This is a genomic window from Collinsella sp. TF07-1, from assembly GCF_003437235.1.
Taxonomy (GTDB): Bacteria; Actinomycetota; Coriobacteriia; order Coriobacteriales; family Coriobacteriaceae; genus Collinsella.
In genome coordinates this window covers 64797-88995 of record NZ_QSRV01000006.1, presented here as the reverse complement: position 1 = coordinate 88995, position 24199 = coordinate 64797, and the positions used below count along the sequence as shown (strand labels likewise).

19 protein-coding genes and 1 tRNA gene are annotated in these 24199 nt (G+C 59.4%); 17 read left to right on the top strand and 3 right to left on the bottom strand.

What is annotated here, in order from left to right; genetic code table 11:
• From DXC67_RS03815 to DXC67_RS03805, 3 genes are all read left to right on the top strand, one after another.
• On the top strand, window positions 1–666 hold the full coding sequence (locus DXC67_RS03815) for a PilZ domain-containing protein (RefSeq protein ID WP_158551278.1): 666 nt from the start codon (window positions 1–3) through the stop codon (window positions 664–666).
• A 5-nt stretch (window positions 667–671) separates the two neighbouring features.
• Window positions 672–1805: a hypothetical protein gene (locus tag DXC67_RS03810; RefSeq protein ID WP_117637418.1), complete on the top strand. Its 1134-nt coding sequence runs from the start codon at window positions 672–674 to the stop codon at window positions 1803–1805.
• Window positions 1806–2028: 223 nt separating this feature from the next.
• The gene (locus DXC67_RS03805; protein ID WP_158551277.1) at window positions 2029–4119 is read left to right on the top strand and encodes an AIPR family protein; all 2091 of its coding nucleotides are present in this window, start codon (window positions 2029–2031) and stop codon (window positions 4117–4119) included.
• 42 nt (window positions 4120–4161) lie between these two features.
• Here DXC67_RS03805 and DXC67_RS03800 read toward each other — a convergent pair whose 3' ends face one another.
• On the bottom strand, window positions 4162–4674 hold the full coding sequence (locus DXC67_RS03800) for a hypothetical protein (protein ID WP_147327745.1): 513 nt from the start codon (window positions 4672–4674) through the stop codon (window positions 4162–4164).
• A gap of 398 nt (window positions 4675–5072) precedes the next feature.
• On the opposite strand from DXC67_RS03800, the gene DXC67_RS03795 reads away from it, so the two are divergent.
• The 3 genes from DXC67_RS03795 to DXC67_RS03785 all read left to right on the top strand — a co-directional run bounded on the left by DXC67_RS03795 (window position 5073) and on the right by DXC67_RS03785 (window position 8082).
• The gene (locus DXC67_RS03795; protein ID WP_117637415.1) at window positions 5073–5840 is read left to right on the top strand and encodes a hypothetical protein; all 768 of its coding nucleotides are present in this window, start codon (window positions 5073–5075) and stop codon (window positions 5838–5840) included.
• A gap of 84 nt (window positions 5841–5924) precedes the next feature.
• Window positions 5925–6869: a hypothetical protein gene (locus tag DXC67_RS03790; protein ID WP_147327744.1), complete on the top strand. Its 945-nt coding sequence runs from the start codon at window positions 5925–5927 to the stop codon at window positions 6867–6869.
• A gap of 130 nt (window positions 6870–6999) precedes the next feature.
• Complete coding sequence (locus DXC67_RS03785) at window positions 7000–8082, top strand: HNH endonuclease (protein ID WP_117637413.1); 1083 nt, start codon at window positions 7000–7002, stop codon at window positions 8080–8082.
• A gap of 551 nt (window positions 8083–8633) precedes the next feature.
• Here DXC67_RS03785 and DXC67_RS03780 read toward each other — a convergent pair.
• Window positions 8634–9332, bottom strand: coding sequence for a DUF5710 domain-containing protein (locus DXC67_RS03780; RefSeq protein WP_117637412.1), 699 nt, complete (start codon window positions 9330–9332; stop codon window positions 8634–8636).
• A 407-nt stretch (window positions 9333–9739) separates the two neighbouring features.
• Between DXC67_RS03780 and DXC67_RS03775 the strand changes: the two genes are divergently transcribed.
• On the top strand, window positions 9740–10753 hold the full coding sequence (locus DXC67_RS03775) for a hypothetical protein (protein ID WP_147327743.1): 1014 nt from the start codon (window positions 9740–9742) through the stop codon (window positions 10751–10753).
• 459 nt (window positions 10754–11212) lie between these two features.
• Here DXC67_RS03775 and DXC67_RS03770 read toward each other — a convergent pair.
• Window positions 11213–11287: transfer RNA gene (locus tag DXC67_RS03770), tRNA-Val, on the bottom strand.
• A gap of 230 nt (window positions 11288–11517) precedes the next feature.
• On the opposite strand from DXC67_RS03770, the gene DXC67_RS03765 reads away from it, so the two are divergent.
• From DXC67_RS03765 to DXC67_RS03720, 10 genes are all read left to right on the top strand, one after another.
• Window positions 11518–12402: a hypothetical protein gene (locus DXC67_RS03765; protein ID WP_117637410.1), complete on the top strand. Its 885-nt coding sequence runs from the start codon at window positions 11518–11520 to the stop codon at window positions 12400–12402.
• A gap of 11 nt (window positions 12403–12413) precedes the next feature.
• Window positions 12414–13250, top strand: coding sequence for a hypothetical protein (locus DXC67_RS03760; protein WP_117637409.1), 837 nt, complete (start codon window positions 12414–12416; stop codon window positions 13248–13250).
• A gap of 13 nt (window positions 13251–13263) precedes the next feature.
• Entirely contained in the window at window positions 13264–14253 is a 990-nt protein-coding gene (locus tag DXC67_RS03755) for a hypothetical protein (protein WP_117637408.1), read from the top strand.
• Window positions 14253–15059 (top strand): hypothetical protein, encoded by an 807-nt coding sequence (locus tag DXC67_RS03750; protein ID WP_117637407.1) that lies wholly within the window; start codon window positions 14253–14255, stop codon window positions 15057–15059. Before DXC67_RS03755 ends, DXC67_RS03750 begins: the two co-directional genes overlap by 1 nt.
• A gap of 60 nt (window positions 15060–15119) precedes the next feature.
• Window positions 15120–15869, top strand: a complete 750-nt coding sequence (locus DXC67_RS03745; RefSeq protein WP_117637406.1) for a signal peptidase I — start codon at window positions 15120–15122, stop codon at window positions 15867–15869.
• Entirely contained in the window at window positions 15862–17553 is a 1692-nt protein-coding gene (locus DXC67_RS03740; protein ID WP_117637405.1) for a hypothetical protein, read from the top strand. The genes DXC67_RS03745 and DXC67_RS03740 overlap by 8 nt, the downstream gene beginning before the upstream one ends.
• 69 nt (window positions 17554–17622) lie before the next feature.
• On the top strand, window positions 17623–19869 hold the full coding sequence (locus tag DXC67_RS03735) for a DUF2357 domain-containing protein (RefSeq protein WP_117637404.1): 2247 nt from the start codon (window positions 17623–17625) through the stop codon (window positions 19867–19869).
• Complete coding sequence (locus DXC67_RS03730; RefSeq protein ID WP_117637403.1) at window positions 19869–20573, top strand: signal peptidase I; 705 nt, start codon at window positions 19869–19871, stop codon at window positions 20571–20573. Before DXC67_RS03735 ends, DXC67_RS03730 begins: the two co-directional genes overlap by 1 nt.
• Before the next feature lie 124 nt (window positions 20574–20697).
• Window positions 20698–21720: a DMT family transporter gene (locus DXC67_RS03725; RefSeq protein WP_233503149.1), complete on the top strand. Its 1023-nt coding sequence runs from the start codon at window positions 20698–20700 to the stop codon at window positions 21718–21720.
• A gap of 149 nt (window positions 21721–21869) precedes the next feature.
• Window positions 21870–24182, top strand: a complete 2313-nt coding sequence (locus DXC67_RS03720; RefSeq protein ID WP_117637401.1) for a DUF4012 domain-containing protein — start codon at window positions 21870–21872, stop codon at window positions 24180–24182.
• The last annotated feature ends 17 nt before the right edge of the window (window positions 24183–24199 follow it).

The following is a 24199-nucleotide window of genomic DNA, read 5'->3' as shown; positions in this document are numbered from 1 at the left end:
ATGGCAGAGCAACAGATAGCGCCGGGGACCAAGCTTCAGGTGGCATTCGACGTGCCCATGGGCCAAAAAACCGACTTCAACATGCTCGCCACGTACAAAGAGGACCTGGACGAGGCGTACTTCCTTATGAGCGCGCCCATGCTTGCCGGCAAGCCGCTGCTCATGGACGAAAACCAAAAGCTGCTGCTGCAGTACAAAGTAGGCGAGGAGACGTTCGTGCTCGCCGGCTATCCCGAGGCAGTCGAGAAAAAGGGCATCCGCACCTATTGGAAAATGCGCAAAGTCGCCGAGCAGCGCAGCTTCGTCAAGCGCCGCGACGAGCGTTTTAAGGTCGCCATGCGCCTGACCTACCAGCGCGACAACGCGCCGACCCCTGAGCCCGAGGACGCCATGACCATCGACGTCTCGGCCGGCGGCCTGGCCGTCTACCTCAACGACTACCCCGACGTGGGCGAGGCCCTGGCCGTACAAATGCCCACGATCCGCCTGCAGGGCGAGCGCCACGAGCTGCCCGAGCAGCTGGGCATCGTGTGCTGGGTGCGCCGCGCGCCCAAGGGCAGCCTGTATCGCAACGTCTGCGGCCTGCAGTTCCGCTACGCCGACGACATGGAGCGCGAGTTCGTCAAAGAATACGTCGGCTACATCCGCACCAAATATAAGATCTGATCGCCATGGCACTGTTCAAGCGTAACGACAACAAAGATCAAGCCGCCGAGGATTTGGCCGAGAATCGGGCCGAGGACACGTCGCAGGATGCGCCCGGCGCCAATGCCGAGGATGCGCCCGGCGAGGATTCCGCGCCCGAGCAGGTTCCCACCTCCCGCAAGCGCTTCGGCAAGCTCAAGCCCAAGCCCAAGCGCGACCTGCGCGGCGTGGTGCGCATCGAGGAACTGGAGCAGGCACTGGCCGACCAGGACCTTGACGACATCGATCCCGACGCGGTCGTGTCCATGTATATGCCCAAGCGCCGCATGGAACGCATCGGCGCGGCGCTGCTGCGCATGGACAAGCTGCAAAAGGCCCTCGTGGTGCTGGCGCTTGCCTTTGGCGTGCTGTTCGCCCTGTCGTTTATGCAGGAAAACATGGGCAACTTCACTATCAACCTCAACCGCCTGGAGCTGTTCCGCCGCGGCGTGGCCATTGCCGACAACGGCGACTTTAACAACGCCACCGCGCGCCTGGCGGCCGACGCCGTGGACAACGGCACCAATATCGCTGCCGAGGACCTGCCCGATAACCTGGACGACATCGACGGCAGCCACAACGGCAAAAACTACGTGGCGTACACCTTCTATATCCGCAACGCCGGCAAGACCGATCTGGGCTATAGCGCCAAGCTCAAGGTGGTCAGCGCCAGCAAGGGCGTGGATAAGGCCGCGCGCGTGCGGGTGTATCGCAACGGCAAGCCCACCACCTATGCGGCGGCTGCGGCCGATGGCAGCCCCGAGCCCAACACCGAGCCGTTTGCGTCCAAAGACGTGGTGACGACCATCAGCCACAAGAACTTCCGCGTGGGCGATGTGGACAAGTACACCGTGGTCATTTGGCTGGACGGCGACGATCCGGAGTGCGTGGACAAGATCATTGGCGGTGCGGTGGAGTTCGGCTTCGACTTTGATTCGTCCGAGACCGACGACTCGAGCCTGTTCATTAAGTTCGTGCAGGATATTGCCGACACCCTGACCGGCAACGACCCCATTAGCGCGAGCGGCAACGAGGCGCCCGATTACTACAAGGAGCACAACGTGACCTGGAGTAACCGCCGCAACCAAAAGAACTCGCCCGTAGGGGACGGGGATAAGTAGAACGAACAAGCGCCGGGCCGGGATCGATTTCCCGGCCCGGCGCTTTTGCGGGTAGATTGAGACAACGGACCGAATTGGCGTTTGGGCGGCGGTGTATGTTGTCAGTCGCATGACCTCGCTGCCGTATTTCTAAATGTGGCTGCCGCTTGGTGGTTTGAGATCTTGATCGCCCTAATGAGTGGTGATCTAATTTCGCTTAAGCACATTTAGGATGGAGTGGCGTATGGGCATCACGTTCGACAGATCAGAGTTTAATGCGGATATCACATCAAAGATGGACGATATTCGTGAAAACTATTTGGATGATGGCGTAGGGGATGATGTCGCCTTCGCCTATACCGTTGCGGCCGTTTTTGAAGGCGAAGATATTCTTTCCGATGAGAATAGCTTTATCTATACCGATGGGGCCAATGACCACGGTGTTGATTTTTACATTGCGCGCGATGATGGCTACACGTTCTATCAATGCAAATCGTGCAATTTGGATAATTATCCAGAGGGAAAAGTGTTTGACGCAACACCTGTTAATGAGTTGCAAGAAGCTGTTGAGTTTATTACTTCGGATAATGATGCTGGTTCGAACGCCGGTGTGAGGAAACTGAAGCAGGGATATCAATTCAAAAAGGCTAATTGCACCTTAACTGCCGTGCTTGCGCTTGAGGGTAGACTCAGCGACTCTGCAAGAAAGCGTTTTGAGGAGGTACGTTCTCAAAAAGCCAATGAGGGAATAAATATCTGTCTTTACGAGGAGAATGATATTTATGATTGTTGGCACAGAAATGATGAGGTTGCCAACCGAACCCATATCGAGTTAAAGCTGACTACGCGTGATATTAATGATTGCGTCATATGGCAAAACGGCTGGTTCTGTGCTGTCTTGGATGTCAAACCGTTAATTGACGCTATTGCAAAATACGGATATGACTTGTTTGACATGAATGTTCGATCAACGTTGAAGGGGTCGAACGTGAATGCGGCAATCAAGAAGCAGCTGTCGACTGAAAAGGGTAGAAAGCGTTTCGTCCATCTTAACAATGGAATCGTGATTACCTGCAACAACTATGTGAAGCCAAGTCAAGGGGACAGGAAGCCCTCGATTAAGGTGGCTGATGCCCAAGTAGTGAACGGCTGCCAGACCCTGAGCACTATTTTTGACTTTTACATGGCATCTAACGATAGCGTGAAAGAGAGCATCTGTTCCGATGTGAAGATCATTGCTAAGGTCTTAAATAGCAGTACGGCAAATCAAGATGAGCTGCTCGACGACATCATCGTCGCATCGAATCACCAGAACCCAATGAATGATCGTAATCTAAAGTCCAATTCTGCCGAGCAGCGAAAGCTGCAGTCTTCTTTCTATAAAGACCCACTTAAAAAAGAGATGCGTTACTTCTATATCAGGAAGGACGGAGAGCTCGATTCCTTCCTTCAGTCGAACAAGCGTGAGCCAAAGAAAAGTTACTTCGAGATTAAGGGATCGACGAGAAGGGGCAAGAATCGTTACAGGCATATCGATAACGAAGACCTGGCAAAAATCTGGTGGGCATGGATCGGAAACGCTCCTAAAGCCAATGCTGGCGGAGTTAAGTACTTTCGAGACCCGGAGTATTCCTCCGTGTTTGCGAAGAGGCCTTCTCCTGCCCTCTGGGAGCAAATGAAAAAGCCCAACTTTAGCTATAAAGCCGATTTACTTGAAGATGGACAGCCCACTCAATATCAATTGCTATTGGCAATGGCGGTCGGGCGCTATCTTGAATACCGCGTCAAGCCTGTTGGGACGACGAAGCTGAAAAACGAGGCTCTGGCAAGGCTTGAGGAAACTGGTGTTGTCAGCCCGAGGGCGACTCAACAGGAGAAACTCATCGCACTAAATGAAGATAATGACTTTTTGTTTGGTGTTTGGAAGGCTCAGATGGCATTGTCGGTTGCTGAAATTGGATCATTTTTGCTTTGCAATAAATATGGAACCCTCGATTCTGATACATGCAAGCGCCTTCTAGACCTCAATGATGTTTCATTTTGGCTAAAGAAGGGCATGGACAAATCTGTCATCGAAGACTCTGACATTACTGAAGGGCCCAACCGTTTGCTCGTTCCGCTATATGAGCTGGTTAATCAGGGGCTTCGGGGTTTCCTGAAGGACAACAGGAGGCTAATTCTGGGCCAGAGCAGACCAAAGATGTATCTGGGAAGGCGCGAGAATCTTATCGAAATAAAGAAAGAGTGTCTTGAAAGAAACGAACTGTATAGAGAAGACAAGTTTGAATTTAAGCCAAGCGGCTGCTCTTATCTTGAGGCATTTCCAGAGGTTTAGTGGGCGCCGGGTTGGGATTGATTTCCCGGCCCGGCGCTTTTGCTATGCGGAGGCGTTGTCTGCGGAGGTAGCGCCGTTGCCAGCAGCGTCGTCCAGCAAGAACAGCCGCAGCGCGAACTTGATCGCGTAGCCCGGTTTGACCTGGGCCGCGTCTCCCATACGTTCGTCAAGGTCGCCGCAGTAGGCGTAGAGGTCGCGGATCAGATCCGCGCCCGAGAGCGTGAACATATAGCCCGTGTCCGAAAGCGCGTTGGGCGCTGCAGGCAGCCCCGCAGCCGCACAAAAGTTCGCGAGGTCGGGGCCCATGACGGCCTCGTAGTCAATCGCGGCGCCACGGTCCCGTGCGGCCTGCTCCTGCTTGCGGGTGTACGACAATGCTGCCGCCAGTACAAAGCTGGGCGTGGGCGCGTTGACGTCGTCGGTGGTGGCGACGAGCTTACCGGCCGCTTGCGTGACCAGCCAAGCGACTTCGCGCTGACAACGAACGGCTTTGCGTGTCACTGGTTTGATGGATCCGGTGGAAACGCTTCCCTTGGGTTGATTGGCTAAAGCCATGGGGCCCTCCCAACAAATAGCCCGTCTAGCAGGCAAAAATAACACGTGCCACACCAGTATAGCGAGTGGAGAAAGGCTAGGGTTAAGCTCGGCAGAGGACGTATGTATGCATTGACGTGGCGCTGCGGTCGCAAGGCTTAAGAGGGACTTACGGCTTTGCGGGAGAGAGGTCAAATAAGGAAAACGATGTTCACATAGCACCACATATAACCCGAGGTAGACCTATGAATCTGCCGGAGTGTAGGTTGCCGAAAACTCATAAGGAAATCGTAAGAATTATGGTATTCTCAATTCCATGTCTAAAGGATGGGCAAGCAACATCCAACACGAAAGCGCGGGCTCCCCTTCCGGGCTTCTCGAGGGTCATCCGGGATGAATGGGGAAAGAAAGGGGTCCGTATGGATACCAAGGCATTAAAGAAGCAGATGGGCGCCGCCATCGCCATGGTCCTCGTGGCAGCCGTAGCCCTCGGCTCCGCCACCTTCGCATGGTTCGTGACGAACAACAAGGTTGACGCCACCACTACGAATATCGCCGCTCAATCTAATGCTGCGTATATGACCATCGAGAATGGCACTGCTGGTGCAAAAGCTAGTGATAAGACTAGCGTGGTAACTACAATCACTGGTCCGATCAAGCTTTATCCTGCTACATTTGGCGAGCAGTCTGGTTCCACCGAGGGTACGTTTGCGACTGGTTACGGCAAGGATCTCGATAACGCCACCCTTGCCAGCAATTTGACCACTGTTGGAACTCCTGACCAGGCAGACGAAAAGGGATATGCCAAGAAGGAGCAATTCAACATCAGCTCTAAGGGGCAGAACCTTAGCGATCTTAAGGTAGAGAGCGTCGAGGGCTCGACGGATGCAGCTGATGGTCAGCTTTTGAAGACTTCCTTCCGTGTGCTTGTCACTAATGCGGACGCCTCTGCTTGGGTCGTTTATGGTCTTGGGGATAATGGCTACGAAATTAAGCTTTCTTCTGCGGGTAATAAATCCAAGCCGGCTCTCGGCTCTGTGACCGCTGGTGAAGATACGCTCGTTAATGTTTACGTGTTCTACGAGGGCTCCGATACCAATATTCATACGAAGAACCTTCAGGAGAATAAGCTCGATGCGTCACAGAGTGTGAAGATCAACTTCACTGCCACGCCGGATAACAAGTAATCGCAGCTACGATTTATGACTTGCGAGGGGCAGGTTCCCGGCCCGGGACCCTGCCCTTTTCCTTAGCGAAGGGAGGCGACGGGTATGCACGATTCAGTAAAAAGGCTTAAGGTTCAGCTTGTTGGGGCGGCGTTGACCGTCGTCGTCTCGGCGGTCGCGCTTTCTGCAACTACTTATGCATGGTTTGCTGCGAACAATAGAGTTCACGCCAATACGAGCACTATTTCCGCTCAGGCGAACGGGATGGTTCTTCAGATTGCTAAGGGTAATAACGTTACCCATGACGGTTCGGACAAGCAGACCACTGCCAGCTCGGCCGGCCACGAAATAAGCCCTTCATCGACCAACGACGCTCAATCTTGGTTCGTTCCCAAGTCCTGGAAAGGCACCGATGTCTCTGGCTACCAGAAGGCCAATACGGACGCCAGCGGCAAGTACACGCTGACGAGCGGTACCGATTCCTATTATGCCTACGTCGCCGCTGACTACACCCTCTACACCGTGACGAACACTGGTATCGCGGACGTTTATCTGGATGGCACGAATCCTGTCACCATCAGGCCTTCCGGCAACGAAACGGATGAATGGTTCAACAAGATTAAGGGTAGCCTACGCGTCGGCATTGTTATTAATGACGAGCTTAAGGTCGTTTATGCCCCCGTCGAACCTTCGGCTACTGAGCGTGGCAACGATGTCTTATCAACGATTGGTTGGAGCTGCGTTGCATCCGAAGGAACGACGACCCAAGCGCCGTCGTACGCGCATATTGCCGGCACGACCCTAACTGACCAGAGCGGCGGCGATTGGGCCGCTACCGGATCGGGCGGCTCTTATTCCAAACCTGCTGGAGCAAATCCGCGAGCCATCGCGAAGAACGTTGGCTACAACGGCACGAACATGAAGATTGTCATCTGGATGGAAGGCACCGACTCCGACTGCCAAAACTGGTCCGAGCAGGACAAGAACACCGCTGCTCCGACCTTTGACGTAACGGTCAGTTTGGTCGGTATCGTTCCTGACGGTAAGTAATATTGCGTCAGATCCAATTCATCAATTAAGCCTGCCTGAAGGGCCACTTCCAAGGAAGTGGCCCTTTTTCGTATGGTGCTCTCACTGCATCGGCGATAATGTGAGGAACTGTTCTTCCTGGAGGTTCCTTATGGACGGCATCGCTTCTAGTGTTCCGCTGATTGCTCGGCCGAGTTTCGACCGCGCTTGCAGCTTTGTACCGTCCGAATATGTCCAGGCTTGGGAGTGGTTCTTGCGCGAGGAGCAGCGTGGCGGCCTGTGGGACAAGCTCCCGCATCGCACCAATGCCGACAACCCTCAATATCCTTTTCGTCTGACGATTGATTCCGAGCTATTTCCGGTGTCGCGCGATTCGGGCATCTATTGGCCGGGTCGTGGGCGCATCAAGCACCCGGGTGAGAAGACCTTCGCCCTCTCGGTGCATAACTCTGCCAACGGTCCTTATTCCGATGTTCCTCCGCTCTATCTCGAGGATGGCACTTGGGTGTTTAAGTACTCGTCGCAGAGTGCCTCGGTCGAAAACTGGCGTGACCAGGACTACAACCAAAAGATGATCAACTGCATGGAATGCGGCGTTCCCGTTGGCGTGTTCTTTGCAACGAGCGCCGGCTACAAGGTGCTGGGCCTCGCATTCGTCGAGCGTTACGAACCCGAGAACAGCTGGTTTGTGCTGCACGGCCCCGTCCATAAGGGTGGACCCGACGCCCGTTTCTTCCCTGATATGAGCTACATGAAGGGCGCTCCGGTCGCGGCGGAGTTTTCCGGTGCTCCGGCGAGCGACGACGAAAAGGTCCGCTACGCGCTGCGTCGCGAGCGAATCGGCCAGCAGCGTTTTCGCACTGAACTCTTTGAGGCCTACACTGGTCGATGCGCCGTCTCGGGTTGCAATGTCGACGAGGCGCTCGAAGCTGCACATATCGAGAATAACTCGGGTCCCAAATCGCAGGTTGTTAGCAACGGTATCCTGCTGCGTCGCGACCTGCACTCGCTGTTCGATGCTCATCTAATTTCGTTCGAAATGGTGCGCGGCGATTATCAACTTTGCGGGTCGTATCTTCTGCAGAATACGGATTATGCGGCGTTTGCAGGTTCGGTGTTGCGCGAGCCGGATGAGCATCGCCTGCGCCCCAATGCCCGATTCCTCGAAGCTCACCGCGCCGAGTTCGATTTCTCGGAATCGCGTCGTCATGCGGAAGCCGTTGCTCCGTATTAGTTAGGTGCAGCCCATCGCAACCCAATCATGTCGATTGATCGGATCGCAGCGGACCGCCACCCGAATCCGCTCGATCCTGCCATCCTCTCCTCAACAGTTAAAACGGGAAAGGGGAGACCATGGGATGGCGAAGCGATATCGCGCGAGGCGTGTACGGAAACCTGCCGCGAGCGTTGATGGACCGGAGCCTGTTCCCGCTCGTCGAGGCCACCTGCAGCCAAATCTGTCTGCCGTGCCCTTGCTGCAGCGCAAACCTCACATGCCTAGATATCAGCTTCATCGACACCCGCGACAAACACGCTGCTGACCTACGGGCCCGAACAGGCCTGCGCCTCCCAATTTATCCTCAGCAATGCCCAACCTGCGGATGTGCCATTACCTATGACGAGCCGGAGCCATAGCCTCGAAGACTGAATATCTAGCCGGGCAAACCCGGTGATTCGACATTTTCTGCGTTATACCAACAACTCAGCTACCTGCGCATACTCGATTTTCGAGGAATTCCACACTCGATTTCCGAGGATAACTGGACTCGGTTTTCGAGCTTTGCCCTATAGGTAGATCCCTTCGCACAGGGGTTTGTGGAACTGGGTGTGGTGGTCGCGTGCCCAGGTGAAGAGCGCCTGGTCAAAGTTGTCCTGACTGTCGGGGATGCCGTAGACGCCGGCGACTTCCACGCGCACGAACTCCAGCGCGGGCAGCTTGTTGATGGCCGTGAGTGCAAACGGCGACGTGGGCTCCTCGAACAGGTAATGGCTGCCTTGCAGCACGCCGCAGCCGGTGCAGGTGCTGGCGAGCGATGCGGTCTTGGTGGTGCGCGACGTTACAGGCTTGTAACCGCAGCGCTCGCGCAGGTAGTCGCGGATCTCGGCCGGCACGCAGCCTAGCGCGGGGACGATGGCCACGGCGTTGGCGCGGGCGGTGTCGATCGCGATGTGCCCCGTGTCGTCCATGGTGGGCGCGGCGCTGGGCGCAGCCTTGCTGCCCGAGCCATCGGCCGCCCAATACGGAATGCCAAAGGCCGTGACCGTCGTCTGCTCGTGGCACTTCCAACATTCGCGCTTGCCAAGCACCAGATAGATGTAGGGCGCGCTGGGGTCGGAACGATCCACGCCGGGCAGCCACGCGGCAAAGGGCTCGGGGTTGACGCCATCGGGCACGTACCAGATCTTCTTGACCCGGTCCCACTTGGCGCCCAGGGCCTTGGCCTCGTCTTTGTGCGAAAAGGGAACATCGAGCTCGGTGCGCATGGCGGCTCCTTTGTGCGGCTTGCGGTGCGTGTGCTCCAAGGATACCCCAGCGCCGGGTGTGTGGTCGCTAAACGAGCATTTCGACCGTCCAAGAAGTCGTGGAGCATTTTGGCGAGGGCGTGCCGTCAAGCAAATGGGCAAGCAAATGGTCAGCTTTTGGTCAGTTGAGCGGCAACCTTGCCAAAAGCTTGACGGATTTGCATTTAGACGTCGACGAATGAACACTTTGAACGCGCCGCGGCAAAAAGCCGCCGGTCGTTTGCCGAAAACTCGCCAGGGTCGCGAGCCGCCGCCGACGCACATGCTATCTTCGCGCCATGAGTTACTTCATCGTTTCACATAACGCTGCACTGGCGCTCTTGGCGCACATCCCGAACCCGCGCTTTGGGGATTCGGAGCCAGAGCTCGTGTCGATCGCGGGCGCCTGCACGCTCTCGGATCAAGAAGCGCAGGAGTTCATCGATCGCTATGACCTGGGGATCGAAACGCTGGATTTGCTGGTGTCGTCGCGCGCCGACCGTCGGCGGAGCAAGCATGTTAAGACGCATCTGTGCACCAACGAGCTCCCGGCGGGTTCGTTTATCTCGCTGGGCCACTGGATGGGCGACCTGGATGCATACGTGTGCTCTCCCGAGCTGGCGTTTTTGCAGGCCGCGCACGATGGCGATGCGGCGGCGGCCATCTATGCCGGCTATGCCATGACATCGGACTACCGGCTGGATAACCTTGCTCCCGGTGGGGTGACAAGCAGGGATGCGGGCATGCGCGATGGGAAGCTCACGACTAAGGAGCTCATTGCGGCGTACCTTGACCGGGCGTCAAAGGTGAGAGGCGCCGCCAAGGCGAAGGCGTTGCTTCCGTACGTGGAAGAGGGCTCACGGTCTCCAAGGGAGTCGGGGCTTTGCATGTTTATGTCGCTGCCTGCATATTACGGCGGGCTTGCGCTGGGCAAGGCCGAGCTGAACAAGAAGTACTTCATTCGCGACGGTTACAACGATGGGCGCAACCGCAAACTGCGCGTGTTGGAGCGCACGCCCGATATAACGCTTACGGCGAAAGCAGAGGTGGGCCTGGATAAAGTAAGGGCTGGCTTGCTGCCCGAGGTGCTTACCGCGCTGGTCGATTACGACAGCGACGCCATCCATGACGGACGCGAGAAGATCCGCATGGATGCCGAGCGCCGCAACGAGCTGCAGATGCTTAATGGGGTCGCGTACTTTACGGTGACAACTGACCAGGCAAGCGACTACGAAAAGCTCGTTCGCCTGTGCGAGCGCATCCGACGGAAGCTGCATCGTCGCAAGCGGCCCATATTTTACAAGCCTATGACTGAGGAAGCGCGATATTTGGCACAGACGCGCGCCGAGACAAAGCGGTTTAAGCTCTGGCAGACCGTTATTGAGGCACATCAGCATTGGTAAGTGGACCTTTGGCGGCGGAGGGGCGCTGCCGTATTGAAGGTGAATGGTTTCCCGTGAAGTGAACGAGTGTTTTTGGACCCCCGAAGCATCCACACTTTTTGGCGCCAAAACCGCAGGATTCTAACGACAAAACCGCAGGAAATGAGCCGCCAAAAGTGTCGATGCTCCGGGGGTTCATTTTGGCTCGTTCACTTCGCGGGAAACCATTCACCTTCGATTTGCGGGGGTCGCCCGGATATGGCTGCGAGGCCCATTCGGGCCTGATCGGGGCGCTCGCTGGGGTTGTTTGGGCGACTTTGGGCTTGGCTGGGGTGGCCTTCGGTGTTGTCGAGACCACTTTGGGCTCGATTGGTGTGGTTGCTGGCGTTGTTGAGGCGGCTTTGGGTGCCGCGGCGCCCTTTTGGCTTGGCGGCGTAAAACAAAACAGCTCAGAGGCGAAGCCTCTGAGCTGCGAACATTTGGTGGGCGTTAGAAGATTTGAACTTCTGACCTCTTCCGTGTCAGGGAAGCGCTCTCCCCCTGAGCTAAACGCCCGATCAAGGGTGCGCGAGTGCGCAGGGAATAATATAACGGAGCTCCCGCTCAGTGGCAAGAACTATTTTTATAAAAGTGGCGATTTGCGACCCTGTCCGCCCCGATGCAGCGCGAACAGCACGCGGAAAGTCGCGTTTGTACCCCCGATGAACTGCACGTTCGCGTAAAATAAGCCCATTATGGGCAAATGGTGCCTGGGCAGTTTACAACGTGGCAAATGGGGGAGGGGCATGTCGGACGCGCGCTCGCTGCGAAAACAGTTCAATCGCATGCTCGCCACGTTGCTGGTGGCCCTTGCTGCTGCCGGAGCTGTAACGTACGCCTGGTACATCTACAACGCCAACCGCCATATCACCGACGTCAAGATGGCCGCGGGCACGGGTGTGACCTTCCTCATCTCCAACGAATACGACGGCGAATACAAAACTAACGCCGGTCTGAGCTTTGCGGGCCTGCTCGACCCCGTCTCGACCGACAACGTGCTCAACGGCTTCCAAAAGGTAACGGGCTTTACCGGCGGAACCACCCAGGACTCGCTTTTTGCCAGCATGTTCGGCGCGGCAGAGCATTCCGACTACTATAAGACTTCCCTGTACCTGGCCACCAACTCGGCCGCGACCGACGTGTACCTGTCGGGCATCGACTTTACCGAGCAGGACCCGGCAAACCCCATCTCCACTGCACTGCGCGTGGGGCTGGTAGCCTATGCCCCAGGGCAGGGCGACACCGTTACGGGTCAGTACGTCTTTGAGGTCTCGGGCGAGCACAACCCCCAGGCGCGCTACAACACGCTCGACGGCAAGGACGCTGGCGCCAGCGAGCAGAACCACCTGGTGCTCGACAGCACCCGCTCCGATGGTGCCACGGTCCATTTTGACCAGCTGACCAGCGCAAACTTCTGCGACTACAACGAAGACACCGGTATCGTGAGTCTCAAGGAGGCCACGACCAAGATCTGCAGCTTGCCCGCCGCTGCCAAGGGCGCCGACCGTAGTACGCCCGTGCGCGTGGATGTGTACGTGTGGCTGGAAGGCTGCGATCCCGACTGCACCAACAACCTGGCAGCCACCAGCCTGCAATCGCTGGCGCTGCGCTTTGCCGGCAAGCGTTCGTAAGGGGGCCAGGGATGAGTACATCGAACATCAAAGACATCCTAAGCTCGCGCCGTCGCATGGTTGCCGCGGCCGCATGGATGCTGGTGCTGGTAGCTGCCCTGAGCGCCGCCACCTACGCCTGGTTTAGCAACTCGCGCTATACCAACGTGACGCCCGTGGCGCACACGGTAAGCGACGAGGACTCCGACCTACAGATCGGTCTTTCGGCCAACGGGCCCTGGGACACAACGGCCACGCTTGCCGCCGCCGATAAGACGCTCTATCCCATCTCGACGGCAGATCTTTCCCGCTTTTGGCGCGGCACGTTCCAAAACGCCGCGGGCATCACGACCGACTACGCCGACTGTACCGCACAGCTGGACGACTATGCCCTCACTGGCACGCTGTACCTCAAGGGCAGCGATAGCGCGCTCAACGTGTATCTGTATCAGGGCCAGATGAGCGTGACGAGTGATCCGCAGCTGCTGGCCGCGCTGCGCCTGGGTCTGGTAATTACGACCCAGTCGGGTACGCAAACGCATATCTTTACCTGCGACGACCTGGGCAGCACCGCGGGTGCCACCAGCAAGCGCACCACCGCGCAAGACGGCGTGGTCGTGGCAGCGGGCGCCTCGGGCTGGACCTACACCGCCGACCCTGCGCGCGCCATAAGCGCTTACAGCATGGACGGCACCGGCGACACGCCCACGGCGCGCGCGGGCGCCACGCCCATCTGCACGCTGGCCGCCAACGAGGTAGCAAGCGTTCGCTACGTTGTGTACATGGAAGGCTGCGACGCCAATTGCATCGACGAGGCCCAGGCCCGCGATGTGGTGCTGCAGCTTGCCTTTGCCGCGGCCAATGCATAAGGGGGCGAGCGATATGGAAGATCAGAAGCACATGCCAGCAGATAGTTGCGAGGCCAAAACCCAGAGCACGGGCTCCGCGACTCCCTCCGGCGCAGCCGCCGAGCACCAGGTCCTCGAGGGCGTCGCCGCCCGCCGCCACGCCCGCCGCGCGCGTGCCTACATCGCGCTCGTTATGGTGGCGCTCGCCGCCACCTTGGGCGCCGCGACCTACGCCTGGTTTACCAACAACATGAAGGTCAACACCAACTCGGTGAGCGTGCACAGCGACACGTCCAAGTTGGTGCTGGAGCTGGGCGATGCCGACGCCGGCGGCTGGTCGCAGCAAGGCGATGCATCTCTGGCCTCCACCGCGAGCGGGGCCGCGACGCTCTACCCGGTCTCGACCTTCGACCTCAACGGCTTTGCTGCCTGCGCGCAAAACAACTCCGCCGGCGATGCCACGGTGTTTGAGCAGGCAAAAGACAACGGCTCCGCGTTCTACCACGGCTGGATCGATCTGCGCCCCACCATTACCGGAACGGGCGCCAGCAAAGTAAAGGGCAAGGTCAACTTGTATCTGTCCGAATCGCTGGCCCCGCAGGGCGCCGACGCCGAGCTGCTACGCGCGGCCCGCGTGGGCATCAAGATCTCGAGTGGCAACCAGGTGCTTGCCACCAACATCTTTGAGCTCGACAGTTCCGACAGCGGTCATCGCGGCGAGCATCCCGCGACCGCGCCTGTGGGCCTGGCGGGCTACACCGAGGGCATGCTCCTGGGTTGGCAAAACGGCCAGCTTGCTTGCGGTACCAACGTAACGCAGGACCCAGCCGCCTTTACGCTGGACACGAGCGAGACGGCCGCGCGTCCGCAAAACACGCTTGCCACGCTTGGGCTTGGCCAGACCTATCGTTTGGATATCTATTACTACATCGAGGGCACCGATCCCGATAGCGCCGACTATCTCTATCAAGATCCGGGCACCTTGCACCTGGCGCTCTTTGCGACCCTGGATGGTGAGGCGTAATGGCACGCATCATGCCCGACGACCGTCGGCCCATCGCCAACGGCGCCCAGACACAAGCCGCCGCGCCCGCCGACACCGACCTGCGCCGCAAGCTCACCACCACCGTGGTGCTTGTGCTGTTTGCCCTGGTGGCAATAGCCATGGCAACCTTTGCCTGGTTTTCCATCGCCGATAGCGCCAAAACCCGCATGCTCATGATCGACGCCAACGCCGACGGTTCGCTGCGCTTTGACCTGGACGAGCATGCCACCTTCGAAGAGTATGTCCACAGCCTGGGCTTCGACCAGATCTCGGCGCGCATCGCCAGCGAAAAGGGCGTGGACATCGATGCCTCCAGGCTCAAGCCCGTCACCACGAGCGACTACCAGACCTTCACCTTCGAAGACGGCTCTAAAGCCGATCCCGCCACTGGCGCCTACCTGGAGTTCACGCTGCACTTTATGAGCAGCACGGACCTGCGCGTTCGCCTGACCGGGCAGGACGGCGACGGCGGCGTGTCCGGCACGCGGTTTAGCTCCGACACGCAGGGCATGGCCAGCGCCATGCGCATGAGCTTTACCGCCGATGGCCACACCTGGGTCTACAACCCCAACGGAGGCGGGGGCTCGTCTGGTGCGGCCACCGTCTTTGGGCTCGACTCGGGCGAAGCGACCGCGGCCGGCGACATGTTCGACCTGATAAAAGAAACGGACAAGCCGGTAACCGTTCGCATATGGCTCGAGGGAACGGACCCAAATTGCACTAATATGCTAAAGGGAGCTAACTATTCGGTTTCGATGCGCTTTGAGGGTATCGAGGAACAGTAGATATGCACAGCGGCCACCGGGCCGCGCACGACCTAGACAGACACGGTAGTAAGGGACATCATGCAATCTGTTAAAAAAGCCGCATCCATCGCACTGAGCGTCGTCATGTGGATCATCATCCTGGTGGCGGCCCTGTACGCGTTTACCACGCTCGCCACGCACGAGGACGGCAGTGTCTCGGACATCGCCGGCTTCACCCCGCTCGCCGTGCAGTCCGACTCCATGGCGCCCACGTTTAACAAGGGCGACCTCATCGTCATCCAAAAGTGCGACACCTCCAAGCTCGAGGTGGGCGACATCGTGACGTTCCACACCATCATCGACAACGAGTACGCGCTCAACACGCACCGCATCGCCGCCATCGACGAGGTCAACGGCATGCGCAGCTTTACCACCAAGGGCGATAACAACGACGTGGCCGATACGCACATCATCAGCGACGGAGACATCGTGGGCAAGTACCTGTTCGCGCTGCCGCAGATGGGCAAGGTCATGGACTTTCTGTCCAGCTCCATGGGCTTCCTCATTGTGATTGTCCTGCCCATGCTGCTGTTCTTTATCTACCAGGTGTATCACCTCATCGTGGTGGGCATGAACCTTAAGCGCGCTATGGCCGAGGAGGACCGCCTGGCCGCCGCGGCTGCCATCGTGGACGCCGAGGGCAAGGGCGCTGACGCCACCGTCACCGCCGATAACGCCGCCGAGCAGCTCGCCCAGGCCGAGGCCAAGCTCGAGGAAGCCCGTCGTCTGAAGGCCGAGGCCGAGGCGGCGATGAACGCGACCAAGCAGGAGGATACCGACGGTGAGTGAGTTTCTGGGATTTGCCTGGGAGCTGCTGGCAAAGGTTGTCTACAACGTCGTTGCCGTTGTGAGCTCCATCCTTAACCTGCTGGTGTTTGGCTGGGTTGAGTACTTCAACATCTTTATGACCTACTTCACCACGTTTGACCTGGTGGGCAAGATCGGCGCGGTCATTCTGTTTGCCATGCTCATCGCGGTCCCCGTGCTGATCGTGGCCATCCTGGTCCACCGCTACCGCATCAACCGCCGCCTGCATCGCGACGACACGTCCAACAAAGCGCTCTATCGCGAGATCGGCCGCCTGAACAAGCAGGTGCTCGATCTTATGGACGAGAAGAACAAGCTGCTGGCGCTCAAGGTCAATGCCATGGGCGGCACCAAGCAGATTCCGTACGTGGGCGCCTCGGCCTTGGCCGACGACCACCTGCCCACGGTGGGCAACGTGGTGGGCGCCGCCGCGGGCGCGCCTGCGGGCGAGGGCGCCACGGCTGCCGTGGTGTCGGGCAACGCGTCGCTCGCGCTCGATGGCGAGGGCGTCAAGGACGCCGCGGCCGCCATGGCCAAGGCCACCGTCGAGGCCAAGACCCTCGCCGAGGAAAAAGAGATCGCCCAGGCCAACCGCTTCCCCAAGCTGTCCCTTGTGGACCTCAAGTACCGCGACTGGCAGTCCCCGGTTTACGACGATGCCATCTCACTGGAGGACTTTGTCGACAGCTTCCGCGCGTTCGCCTGCAGCCAGATGAAGCTCTACTACACACCCGAGGTCATCCGCCGCTTTGTGGCCGGCATGGCCGCCTCCAAGCTGCTGATCCTGGAAGGCATCTCGGGTACCGGTAAGACCTCGCTGCCCTACAGCTTTAGCCGCTATCTGGACAACCCCGCGACCATCGTGTCGGTGCAGCCGAGCTTCCGCGATCGCACCGAGGTGCTCGGCTACTTTAACGAGTTTTCCAAGCGCTTTAACGAGACCGAGTTCCTCCGCGCCGTGTACGAGGCGGGCCTTCGCCAGGACCCGTCCATGATCGTGCTCGATGAGATGAACCTCGCCCGCGTGGAGTACTACTTTGCCGAGATCCTGTCGGTGCTCGAGATGCCCAGCCACGACGAGTGGGTGCTCGACCTGGTGCCCACCCAGTGGGCTGCCGACCCCAAGGCTCTGCACGACGGCAAGCTCACCATCCCCGACAGCCTGTGGTTTATCGGCACGGCCAACAACGACGACTCCACCTTTACCATCACGGACAAGGTGTACGACCGTGCGATTCCCATCGAGCTCAACGAGCGCGCCGATGCGTTTGAGTGCGAGCCGCACGAGCGCGTGCACGTGACGGCCGAGCATCTGCAGTATCTGTTCCAAAAGGCCAAGGTCGAGTACGTGATCGACGAGGAACTGCTCCAGAAGATGCACAAGCTGGACCAGTACCTGCAGACCCGCTTTAAGCTGGCCTTTGGTAACCGTATCATCAAGCAGATGTACGACTTTATCCCCGTGTACGTGGCGTGCGGCGGCACCGAGCTGGGCGGCATGGACTACATCATCGCCCGCAAGGTGCTTAAGAAGTTTGAGTCCATGAACGTGAGCTTTGTGCGCGACGAGATGAAGGGCCTGATCGAGTACATCGAGAAGACCTTTGGCGAGGGCGGCCTGCCCGATTCCGTCATGTATCTGCAGCGGATCCAGAACTTCTACTAATGTCGTAAGCGCGGGGCGATGTGATGTCGCCCCGTCCCTTTCCGATCGATCCAATCTATGGAGTAACCCATGTCCGAGACCATTCAGGACCTCTATACCAGCTTCTCCGAGCAGATGGAGCCCATCCAGGAGGACAGCCGCTACTTTCGCTATCTGTTTGAGATGGCGCAGGCCTCGGGCACCACGATCGAGCAGCAGCGCGAGGAGCTCGTCAAGGTGGTGGACGAGGAATGGATCAGCATGATCGAGGACTCACTCGACGCCATCAACACCATTATCGAAAAGCCGCGCCGCTTTATCACCACCGAGGAAGAGGTGGTGCCGGTCTCGCTCGCTAAAAAGATCAGCGCCGACAGCGTCCGTCATCTGAGCCAGAACACGCAGTTTTTGGCGCCGAGTGAGGACGGCGGCGTTCACCCTACGCGCATCCTCAACGTCAATACCGTCGAGACGTACGACCTGTACGAGAACCGCTTTATCTACCACCTGATTCAGCGTCTGCTGACGTTTGTAGACAAGCGCACCGACGTGATCTTTTGGTCGACGGGCAACGAGATTCGCAACCGCTTTAAGATGCACAGCAAGATCGACGACGCGTACGAGCAGATCGAGTACAACGTGGAGATGACGGTCAAAAACCGCCAGAGCTTTGCCGAGAACGACGCCGACAACATGGACGTCTTTATGCGCATCGACCGCGTGCGACGCCTGGTCATGGCGCTGCGCGGCGCGTCGTTCTGCCAGATTATGAACGGGTGCAGCGCGGTCCGTAGCCCCATCCAGCGCACCAACCTCATCATGAAGGACCCCAACTACCGCAAGTGCTACCAGCTGTGGCAGTTTATGGAGCGCTACGACAAGGTGGGCTACAACATCGACATGCAGCAGCAGGCGCTGGCGTTCGATGACGAGTACATGGTGCAGATGTACACCAACCTCATCAACAACTACACCGTCTTTAAGAGCCTGACCGACGACGAACGCAACCTGGAGGAGCTTGAGAGCGTGCAACACGCGCCGGTGGCGCCCAAGTTTATTAAAGAGATTAAGGAGGTGCAGGTCGATAGCCCCGACCTGCCCGATGTCGAGGTCCGTCGCGTATTTGTGGAGGAGGTCACGCAGGCCCAGCTCGATGCCGAGCAGGCGCTGGCCGAGGCTCGCGAGCAGATTGAGGAGCTGCAGGGGCAGCTTACGTCCTGGAAGGTGCAGGCGCACGCGCTGACCGACGAGCGCGACGACCTGGCCGACGAGCTGGACGAGGCAAAGACGCGTGAGCTGGCGTTGACGCAGCGCGCACAGATTGCCGAGGCCGATGCCGAGGAGCTGCGTGGCTCGCTGGAGGACGTCGAGGCCGGCAAGAAGGCTGCCGAGGATGCTGCCGTTGAAGCACGCTCGACCGCGGCGGCGCAGCTTGAGCGGATGCGCGCCGAGGCCGATGCCGAGGTCTCAGTCGCCCGCGCCGACGCAGATGCTAGGGTCGCGGCTGCCGAGCAGGCTGCTGCCGAGCAAGTCGCGCGGGTCAAGAGCGAGTCCGCCGCAGCCCTGGCCGCCAAGACGGCCGCCGATGCCGCCGAGCTGCAGGCCGCCAAGGACGCCGCCGCAGCCGAGCTTGCCGGTGTGCGCGAGGCATCTGCCAAGGAGCTCGCCGAGGTGCATGCCAAGCTGGACGCCGCCAAGCTGCAGATCGAGGAAGTGCGGCTGGCGGCCGAGCGCGATGCCCGTGCCGCGCAGGAGACTGCCGACGTCGCCGCGGCCGAGGCGGAGCAGAAGCTCGCCGACACCGTTGCCGCGGCCGAGGAGAAGGTTGCCGCCGCCCAGCAGGCCGCCGATGCTGCGATCGACGCCGCCCGTGCTGCCGCCGATTCTGCCGTTGAGCAGGCTACGGTGGATGCCAGCGAGAAGGTCGCCGCTGCCGCTGCCGAGCGCGATGCCGCCGCGCGTGCCGCCGAGGAGGCTCGTGCCGACGCCGATGCACGCATTGCCGCGGCCGAGCTCGAGGCGGGGGAGCGCATCGAGCAGGAGGTCGCCGCCGTCCGTGCCGCTTGCGAGCGCGAGGTCGAAGCTGCTCGCGCGGAGATGCAGCAGCGCCTGGACGCGCTGGCGCAAGAGCTGGAGCGGGCCGAGCGCAACCGTGAGCGTGCCGAGCGCCGCGCCGAGGGCAACAGCCTGTCGCGCTATCTGCTGGCTCGCTTGCGCGGCGAGGCTGGCGAGGGTGTGGCCACCGCGCCTGACGAGGATGGCGCTTCTGCGGCGGATGCCACCGAGGCCGAGGTCGCTGCCGACCCCGAGACTTCCGCAAAGGACGCCGACAAGTGATGAAACACGTGCTCCGCGTGATCAACGTGCTGGCGACCGTGGTGATCCTCGTCGCCTTTGTGGTGCTGCTGCGCACGGTGTTCACGCCCGCCGGCGAGATCCCCACCATCATGGGCTATGGCTTTATGCGCACGCTGACCGGCTCTATGGAGCCGGCGATTCCCGTGCACTCGTTTATCGTCGTCGATACCGACAACAGCCAGGCCTACCAGGTGGGCGATATCATCACCTTCCATTCGTCCGATGACGCACTGGAGGGTTCGCTCAACACGCACCGCATCGTTGCCGTGGAGGCTGCGGCCGACGGCACGCCGGTCTACCGCACCAAGGGCGATGCCAATCCGGTCGAGGACGCCGCGCCCGTGCCCGCCGCCGACGTGGTGGGCCGCGTGGTCTTTATCTCGGCGGGACTGGGCGTGGTGGTCTCGCTGCTCACCAATCCGCTGCTGTTCTTTCCGCTTATCGTGGTGCCGCTGATCGTGCTGCTGGTGCTCGAGATTCGCCATATGGTCAAGACAACGCAAGAGGTGGCACGCGCCGAGGACGAGGCCGCCCTGCGCGCAGCCGTGGAGCAGATTCGCGAAAAGCGCCGTCGCGAGCAGGAAGGCCGGGACAGTGCCAAGGACCCAGGCGATGACGATCGTGCCCAGGGGCGTGCGGAAGCCGACCCCGACGCCCTCGACGATTCCAACCACTCGGCATAGCACGTCTGTGCCTTTCGTCCCTGCAAATTGGACGCCCGTAGATGTTCCGAATCGTCTGCTTTTCCATACCAATATTCGTGCTACAGTTTGAGCGCTTTGTTGCCAATTGATTTCGGGGAGTGGAATGGAACAGGAGCGCTCAGCTCAGCGTACACGCGAAAAGGCTTCGGTACCGATGACGGCGGCGTCCGATTTTGTCGTGCCCGAGGGCACCGATGAGCTCAGCCGCAGCACCCGCCGTGCATGGCGCGACCGCCTGAACAGTGCTTCGTCGCGCAAGATGATCACGGGCGTCTTGGCTACGCTGGTGGGCGGTTCGTTTTGGGGCTTCTCGGGCACCAGCGCGAGCTTTCTGTTCGATACCTTCCACGTCGACACCTTGTGGCTTATGAGCGTGCGTCAGATTCTCGCCGGTCTACTCTTTATGGCCGTGGTTGTTACGCGCGACCGCGAGCGCCTGATTAAGCTCTGGACCACACCCGCCGATCGCAAGCAGCTGCTGCTCTTTACCGCCTTTGGCCTGCTGTTCAACCAGTTTTGCTATCTTTCGGCCGTGCGCCTGACGAACGCCGGGACCGCGACGGTGCTCCAGTGCCTGCAGCTCGTTATCATCATGGGCTACACCTGCGTGACCGACCGCCGCATGCCGCGTACTCGCGAAGTCATCGGCATTGGCCTGGCTCTGGGTGGAACCTTTTTAATCGCCACCGGCGGCGACCCCACCAGCCTGAATATCTCGCCGCTTGGCCTGGCAGCAGGTCTTATGTGTGCGGTCAGCGCCGCGTGCATGGCGGTGATTCCCGCCAAGATCCTGCCCGAATACGGCAGCCCCATCGTCACGGGCTCGGCAATGCTCGCGGCGGGCGTGGTCTCGTGCGTCTTCGTGCAGCCCTGGGCGCATATGCCGGCGCTCGACGCCGCCGGCATCGAGGCGCTCGCGGTGTTCGTGGTTATCGGCTCGTTTTTTGCTTACATGCTTTATATGCAGGGCGTTAAGGACATCGGCTCGGTGCGCGCGAGCCTCATCGGAACTGTGGAGCCGGTTTCGGCGACCATCACCAGCGCCGTTATGCTGGGCACGGTGTTTTTGCCGACCGACCTTATCGGCTTTGCCATGATCATCGTGATGATGTTCCTCACGGTGTAGCTGGCGCCGCCGCCAAGACGGAAAAGGCGTTGTGCCACATTTTCGCCAATTGATGTCCGTGTCTGGAGTTTAGCTGTCGATGCTCAAAATGCCATAAACTAGTAACGTTATGGACTTTTTCATTGCGACTCAATTGCGAGGATTTCTTTATGGCTGGTAATCACTTTAAGGGCAGCGATAGCGGCCGTCCTGCAGTTCCGCCGCGTCCGAACGGGGCTGGTAAGGCCGGCACGCCGGGCGGCGCTGGGCAGGGCGGTTCCGGTAAGCGCGTGTCCCCGGGCGAGACGGCGATGTTTACCGCTCTGTACGAGCAGTCTCAAAAGGCAAAAAAGACCGGCCGTGCAAGAGGGAATGTCTTTGCGGGCGGTGCAACCTCCACGTCGCAGCCGAGCGGGGCCCCTTCGATACCTGCGAACAACGCAGGTGCTGCCAACGCCGCGAATACCGCCGGCAACGTTAATGCCGGCAAGGCCGCCAACAATACTCCCTCTGCCGGTGGCGCGGGGCTTACGGGTAACCTTGGCACGATTTACACCGGCGCCTCCGAGACTGGCACGTTCGCCCGCCTGGATGATAGCGGTGCCCAGTTTGCGGGCTCGGGTTCCAAGGAAGATTATTACGATTTTGGCTTGAACTACGGTAGCGACGCTTCGTCGAGTTCGACCTCTGACGGTCTGGTCCGTCATCGCCATCGCAAGGGCGAGCGCAAAAAGCGTCACACTGGCGCCATTATTGCCGCTGTAGTCGCGGTGCTTCTCGTTGCGCTTGGCGCAAGTGGCTTTATGCTGCTTAACTCGGCAAAGACCGTAAAGAGCGAAGCGAAGGAGGCTGTCGAGATCGTCGGTGGCCTTAAGGACAAGGTCACGTCGGGCGATTTTTCGACGCTGCCTGACGACGCGAAGAAGATCGATGGGCTCTGCGATAGCATGAAGGCGGAGACCTCGAGCCCGCTGTGGACGGTGGCTTCGTTTATCCCGGTGTATGGCAGCGACATCAGTGCGGCCCGCACCATGATTGATGCCCTGTCCGATGTCTCGAGCAACGCGCTGGTTCCCATGGCCGACAACCTTTCGCAGGCCACGCCCGGCAAGCTGTTCCAGGACGGCATGATTAACGTGTCCGCGCTGCAGGCCGTTGCCGATTCGCTTTCCGATAGCTCCAAGGTGTTCAAGAGCGCCAACGAGAAGATCCAGGGCATTGGCGATACTCATATTTCCCAGGTGACCGAGCTGGTCGATAAGGCCAAGGACGGCTTTGCCACCCTCAACGGCGCGGTTGACGCGGCGGAGAAGGTCGCCCCCGTCCTTCCCCAGATGCTCGGCGCCAACGGCCAGACGCGTAACTACCTTGTGTACGCCATGAACAACGTCGAAATTCGTGCCTGCGGCGGCTTTGGCGGTTCGCAAGGTTTGATTTCGGTCACCGACGGCCAGATGTCGATTGGCGAGTTTGTTCCCCGCATTGGGCTCAGTGAGGATGAGGCAGTCGAGAGTGTCGACGAAGAGGATGAGGCGCTGTTCGGCAACCACAGTAACCTGTACAACTCGGGCAATACCTATTCGCCTGATTGGCCCCGCAACTCGCAGCGTGTCGCCGCGCTGTGGAAGTCCCAATATGGGCAGGACGTTGATGGCGTCGTCGGCATCGACCCGGTGTTCCTGCAGTATCTGCTGGGCCTGGTCGGTAACGTGTCGCTGCCCGACGGAACGGTTGTCGACGGCACCAACGCCGCAAAGGTCCTCATGCACGATGTGTACTGGAACTATCCGGTCGAGGAGTCGGACGGCATCTTTGCATCCGTCGCCAGCGCTGCCTTCGACAAGATCCTTGGCGGTATCGGCGATGTCGATGTTACGAAGCTTGTCAGCGCCGTTGAGCGCGGTGCCGAAGAGGGCCGCCTGATCGCGTGGATGAAAAACGATGACGAGCAGAACGCTATCAAGGAGATGAACATCGACGCCTCGCTGCCCGATCCGGATGACCCGAGTGAAGATCCCGTTGCTGGTGTCTACTTTAACAACCTGAGCTTCTCCAAGCTCGACTGGTACCTGAATGCCGATACGCAGATTGGCCAGGGCATCAAGAACGGTGACGGCACATGCTCGTATCGCATCGCCGTTACCCTGACGAACATCATGACGCAGGAGGAGGCCGGCAAGCTGCCCGACTACGTCGCGGCGAGCGCGCCCGATGCCGCGCGCGACGACGAGCGTCTGAATGTCTCGTTGTTTGCCCCGACGGGCGGCAACATTACTGATCTGACCGTCGAGGGCACCCAGTTTGGTCTTGGCGCCGCTACGTGGCATGGAATCCCCTTCTATTCGGGCACCGTTGACCTGCATGCTGGCGAGACGACGACGATCACATATACGCTGACCACGTCAGCCGAGGCGGGGGACAAGCCGCTTACGCTGCGTCAGACTCCTACATGCCAGGCGGCTCGCGACAGCGCGTCGGCGTAGGGTTTTTCTGGTAGCGC

Excerpts from the sequence above, each read along its gene's own strand:
- DXC67_RS03815 (WP_158551278.1), top strand. The coding sequence starts at position 1 with ATGGCAGAGCAACAGATAGCGCCGGGGACCAAGCTTCAGGTGGCATTC.
- DXC67_RS03810 (WP_117637418.1), top strand. The coding sequence starts at position 672 with ATGGCACTGTTCAAGCGTAACGACAACAAAGATCAAGCCGCCGAGGAT.
- DXC67_RS03805 (WP_158551277.1), top strand. The coding sequence starts at position 2,029 with ATGGGCATCACGTTCGACAGATCAGAGTTTAATGCGGATATCACATCA.
- DXC67_RS03800 (WP_147327745.1), bottom strand. The coding sequence starts at position 4,674 with ATGGCTTTAGCCAATCAACCCAAGGGAAGCGTTTCCACCGGATCCATC.
- DXC67_RS03795 (WP_117637415.1), top strand. The coding sequence starts at position 5,073 with ATGGATACCAAGGCATTAAAGAAGCAGATGGGCGCCGCCATCGCCATG.
- DXC67_RS03790 (WP_147327744.1), top strand. The coding sequence starts at position 5,925 with ATGCACGATTCAGTAAAAAGGCTTAAGGTTCAGCTTGTTGGGGCGGCG.
- DXC67_RS03785 (WP_117637413.1), top strand. The coding sequence starts at position 7,000 with ATGGACGGCATCGCTTCTAGTGTTCCGCTGATTGCTCGGCCGAGTTTC.
- DXC67_RS03780 (WP_117637412.1), bottom strand. The coding sequence starts at position 9,332 with ATGCGCACCGAGCTCGATGTTCCCTTTTCGCACAAAGACGAGGCCAAG.
- DXC67_RS03765 (WP_117637410.1), top strand. The coding sequence starts at position 11,518 with ATGTCGGACGCGCGCTCGCTGCGAAAACAGTTCAATCGCATGCTCGCC.
- DXC67_RS03760 (WP_117637409.1), top strand. The coding sequence starts at position 12,414 with ATGAGTACATCGAACATCAAAGACATCCTAAGCTCGCGCCGTCGCATG.
- DXC67_RS03755 (WP_117637408.1), top strand. The coding sequence starts at position 13,264 with ATGGAAGATCAGAAGCACATGCCAGCAGATAGTTGCGAGGCCAAAACC.
- DXC67_RS03750 (WP_117637407.1), top strand. The coding sequence starts at position 14,253 with ATGGCACGCATCATGCCCGACGACCGTCGGCCCATCGCCAACGGCGCC.
- DXC67_RS03745 (WP_117637406.1), top strand. The coding sequence starts at position 15,120 with ATGCAATCTGTTAAAAAAGCCGCATCCATCGCACTGAGCGTCGTCATG.
- DXC67_RS03735 (WP_117637404.1), top strand. The coding sequence starts at position 17,623 with ATGTCCGAGACCATTCAGGACCTCTATACCAGCTTCTCCGAGCAGATG.
- DXC67_RS03730 (WP_117637403.1), top strand. The coding sequence starts at position 19,869 with ATGAAACACGTGCTCCGCGTGATCAACGTGCTGGCGACCGTGGTGATC.
- DXC67_RS03725 (WP_233503149.1), top strand. The coding sequence starts at position 20,698 with ATGGAACAGGAGCGCTCAGCTCAGCGTACACGCGAAAAGGCTTCGGTA.
- DXC67_RS03720 (WP_117637401.1), top strand. The coding sequence starts at position 21,870 with ATGGCTGGTAATCACTTTAAGGGCAGCGATAGCGGCCGTCCTGCAGTT.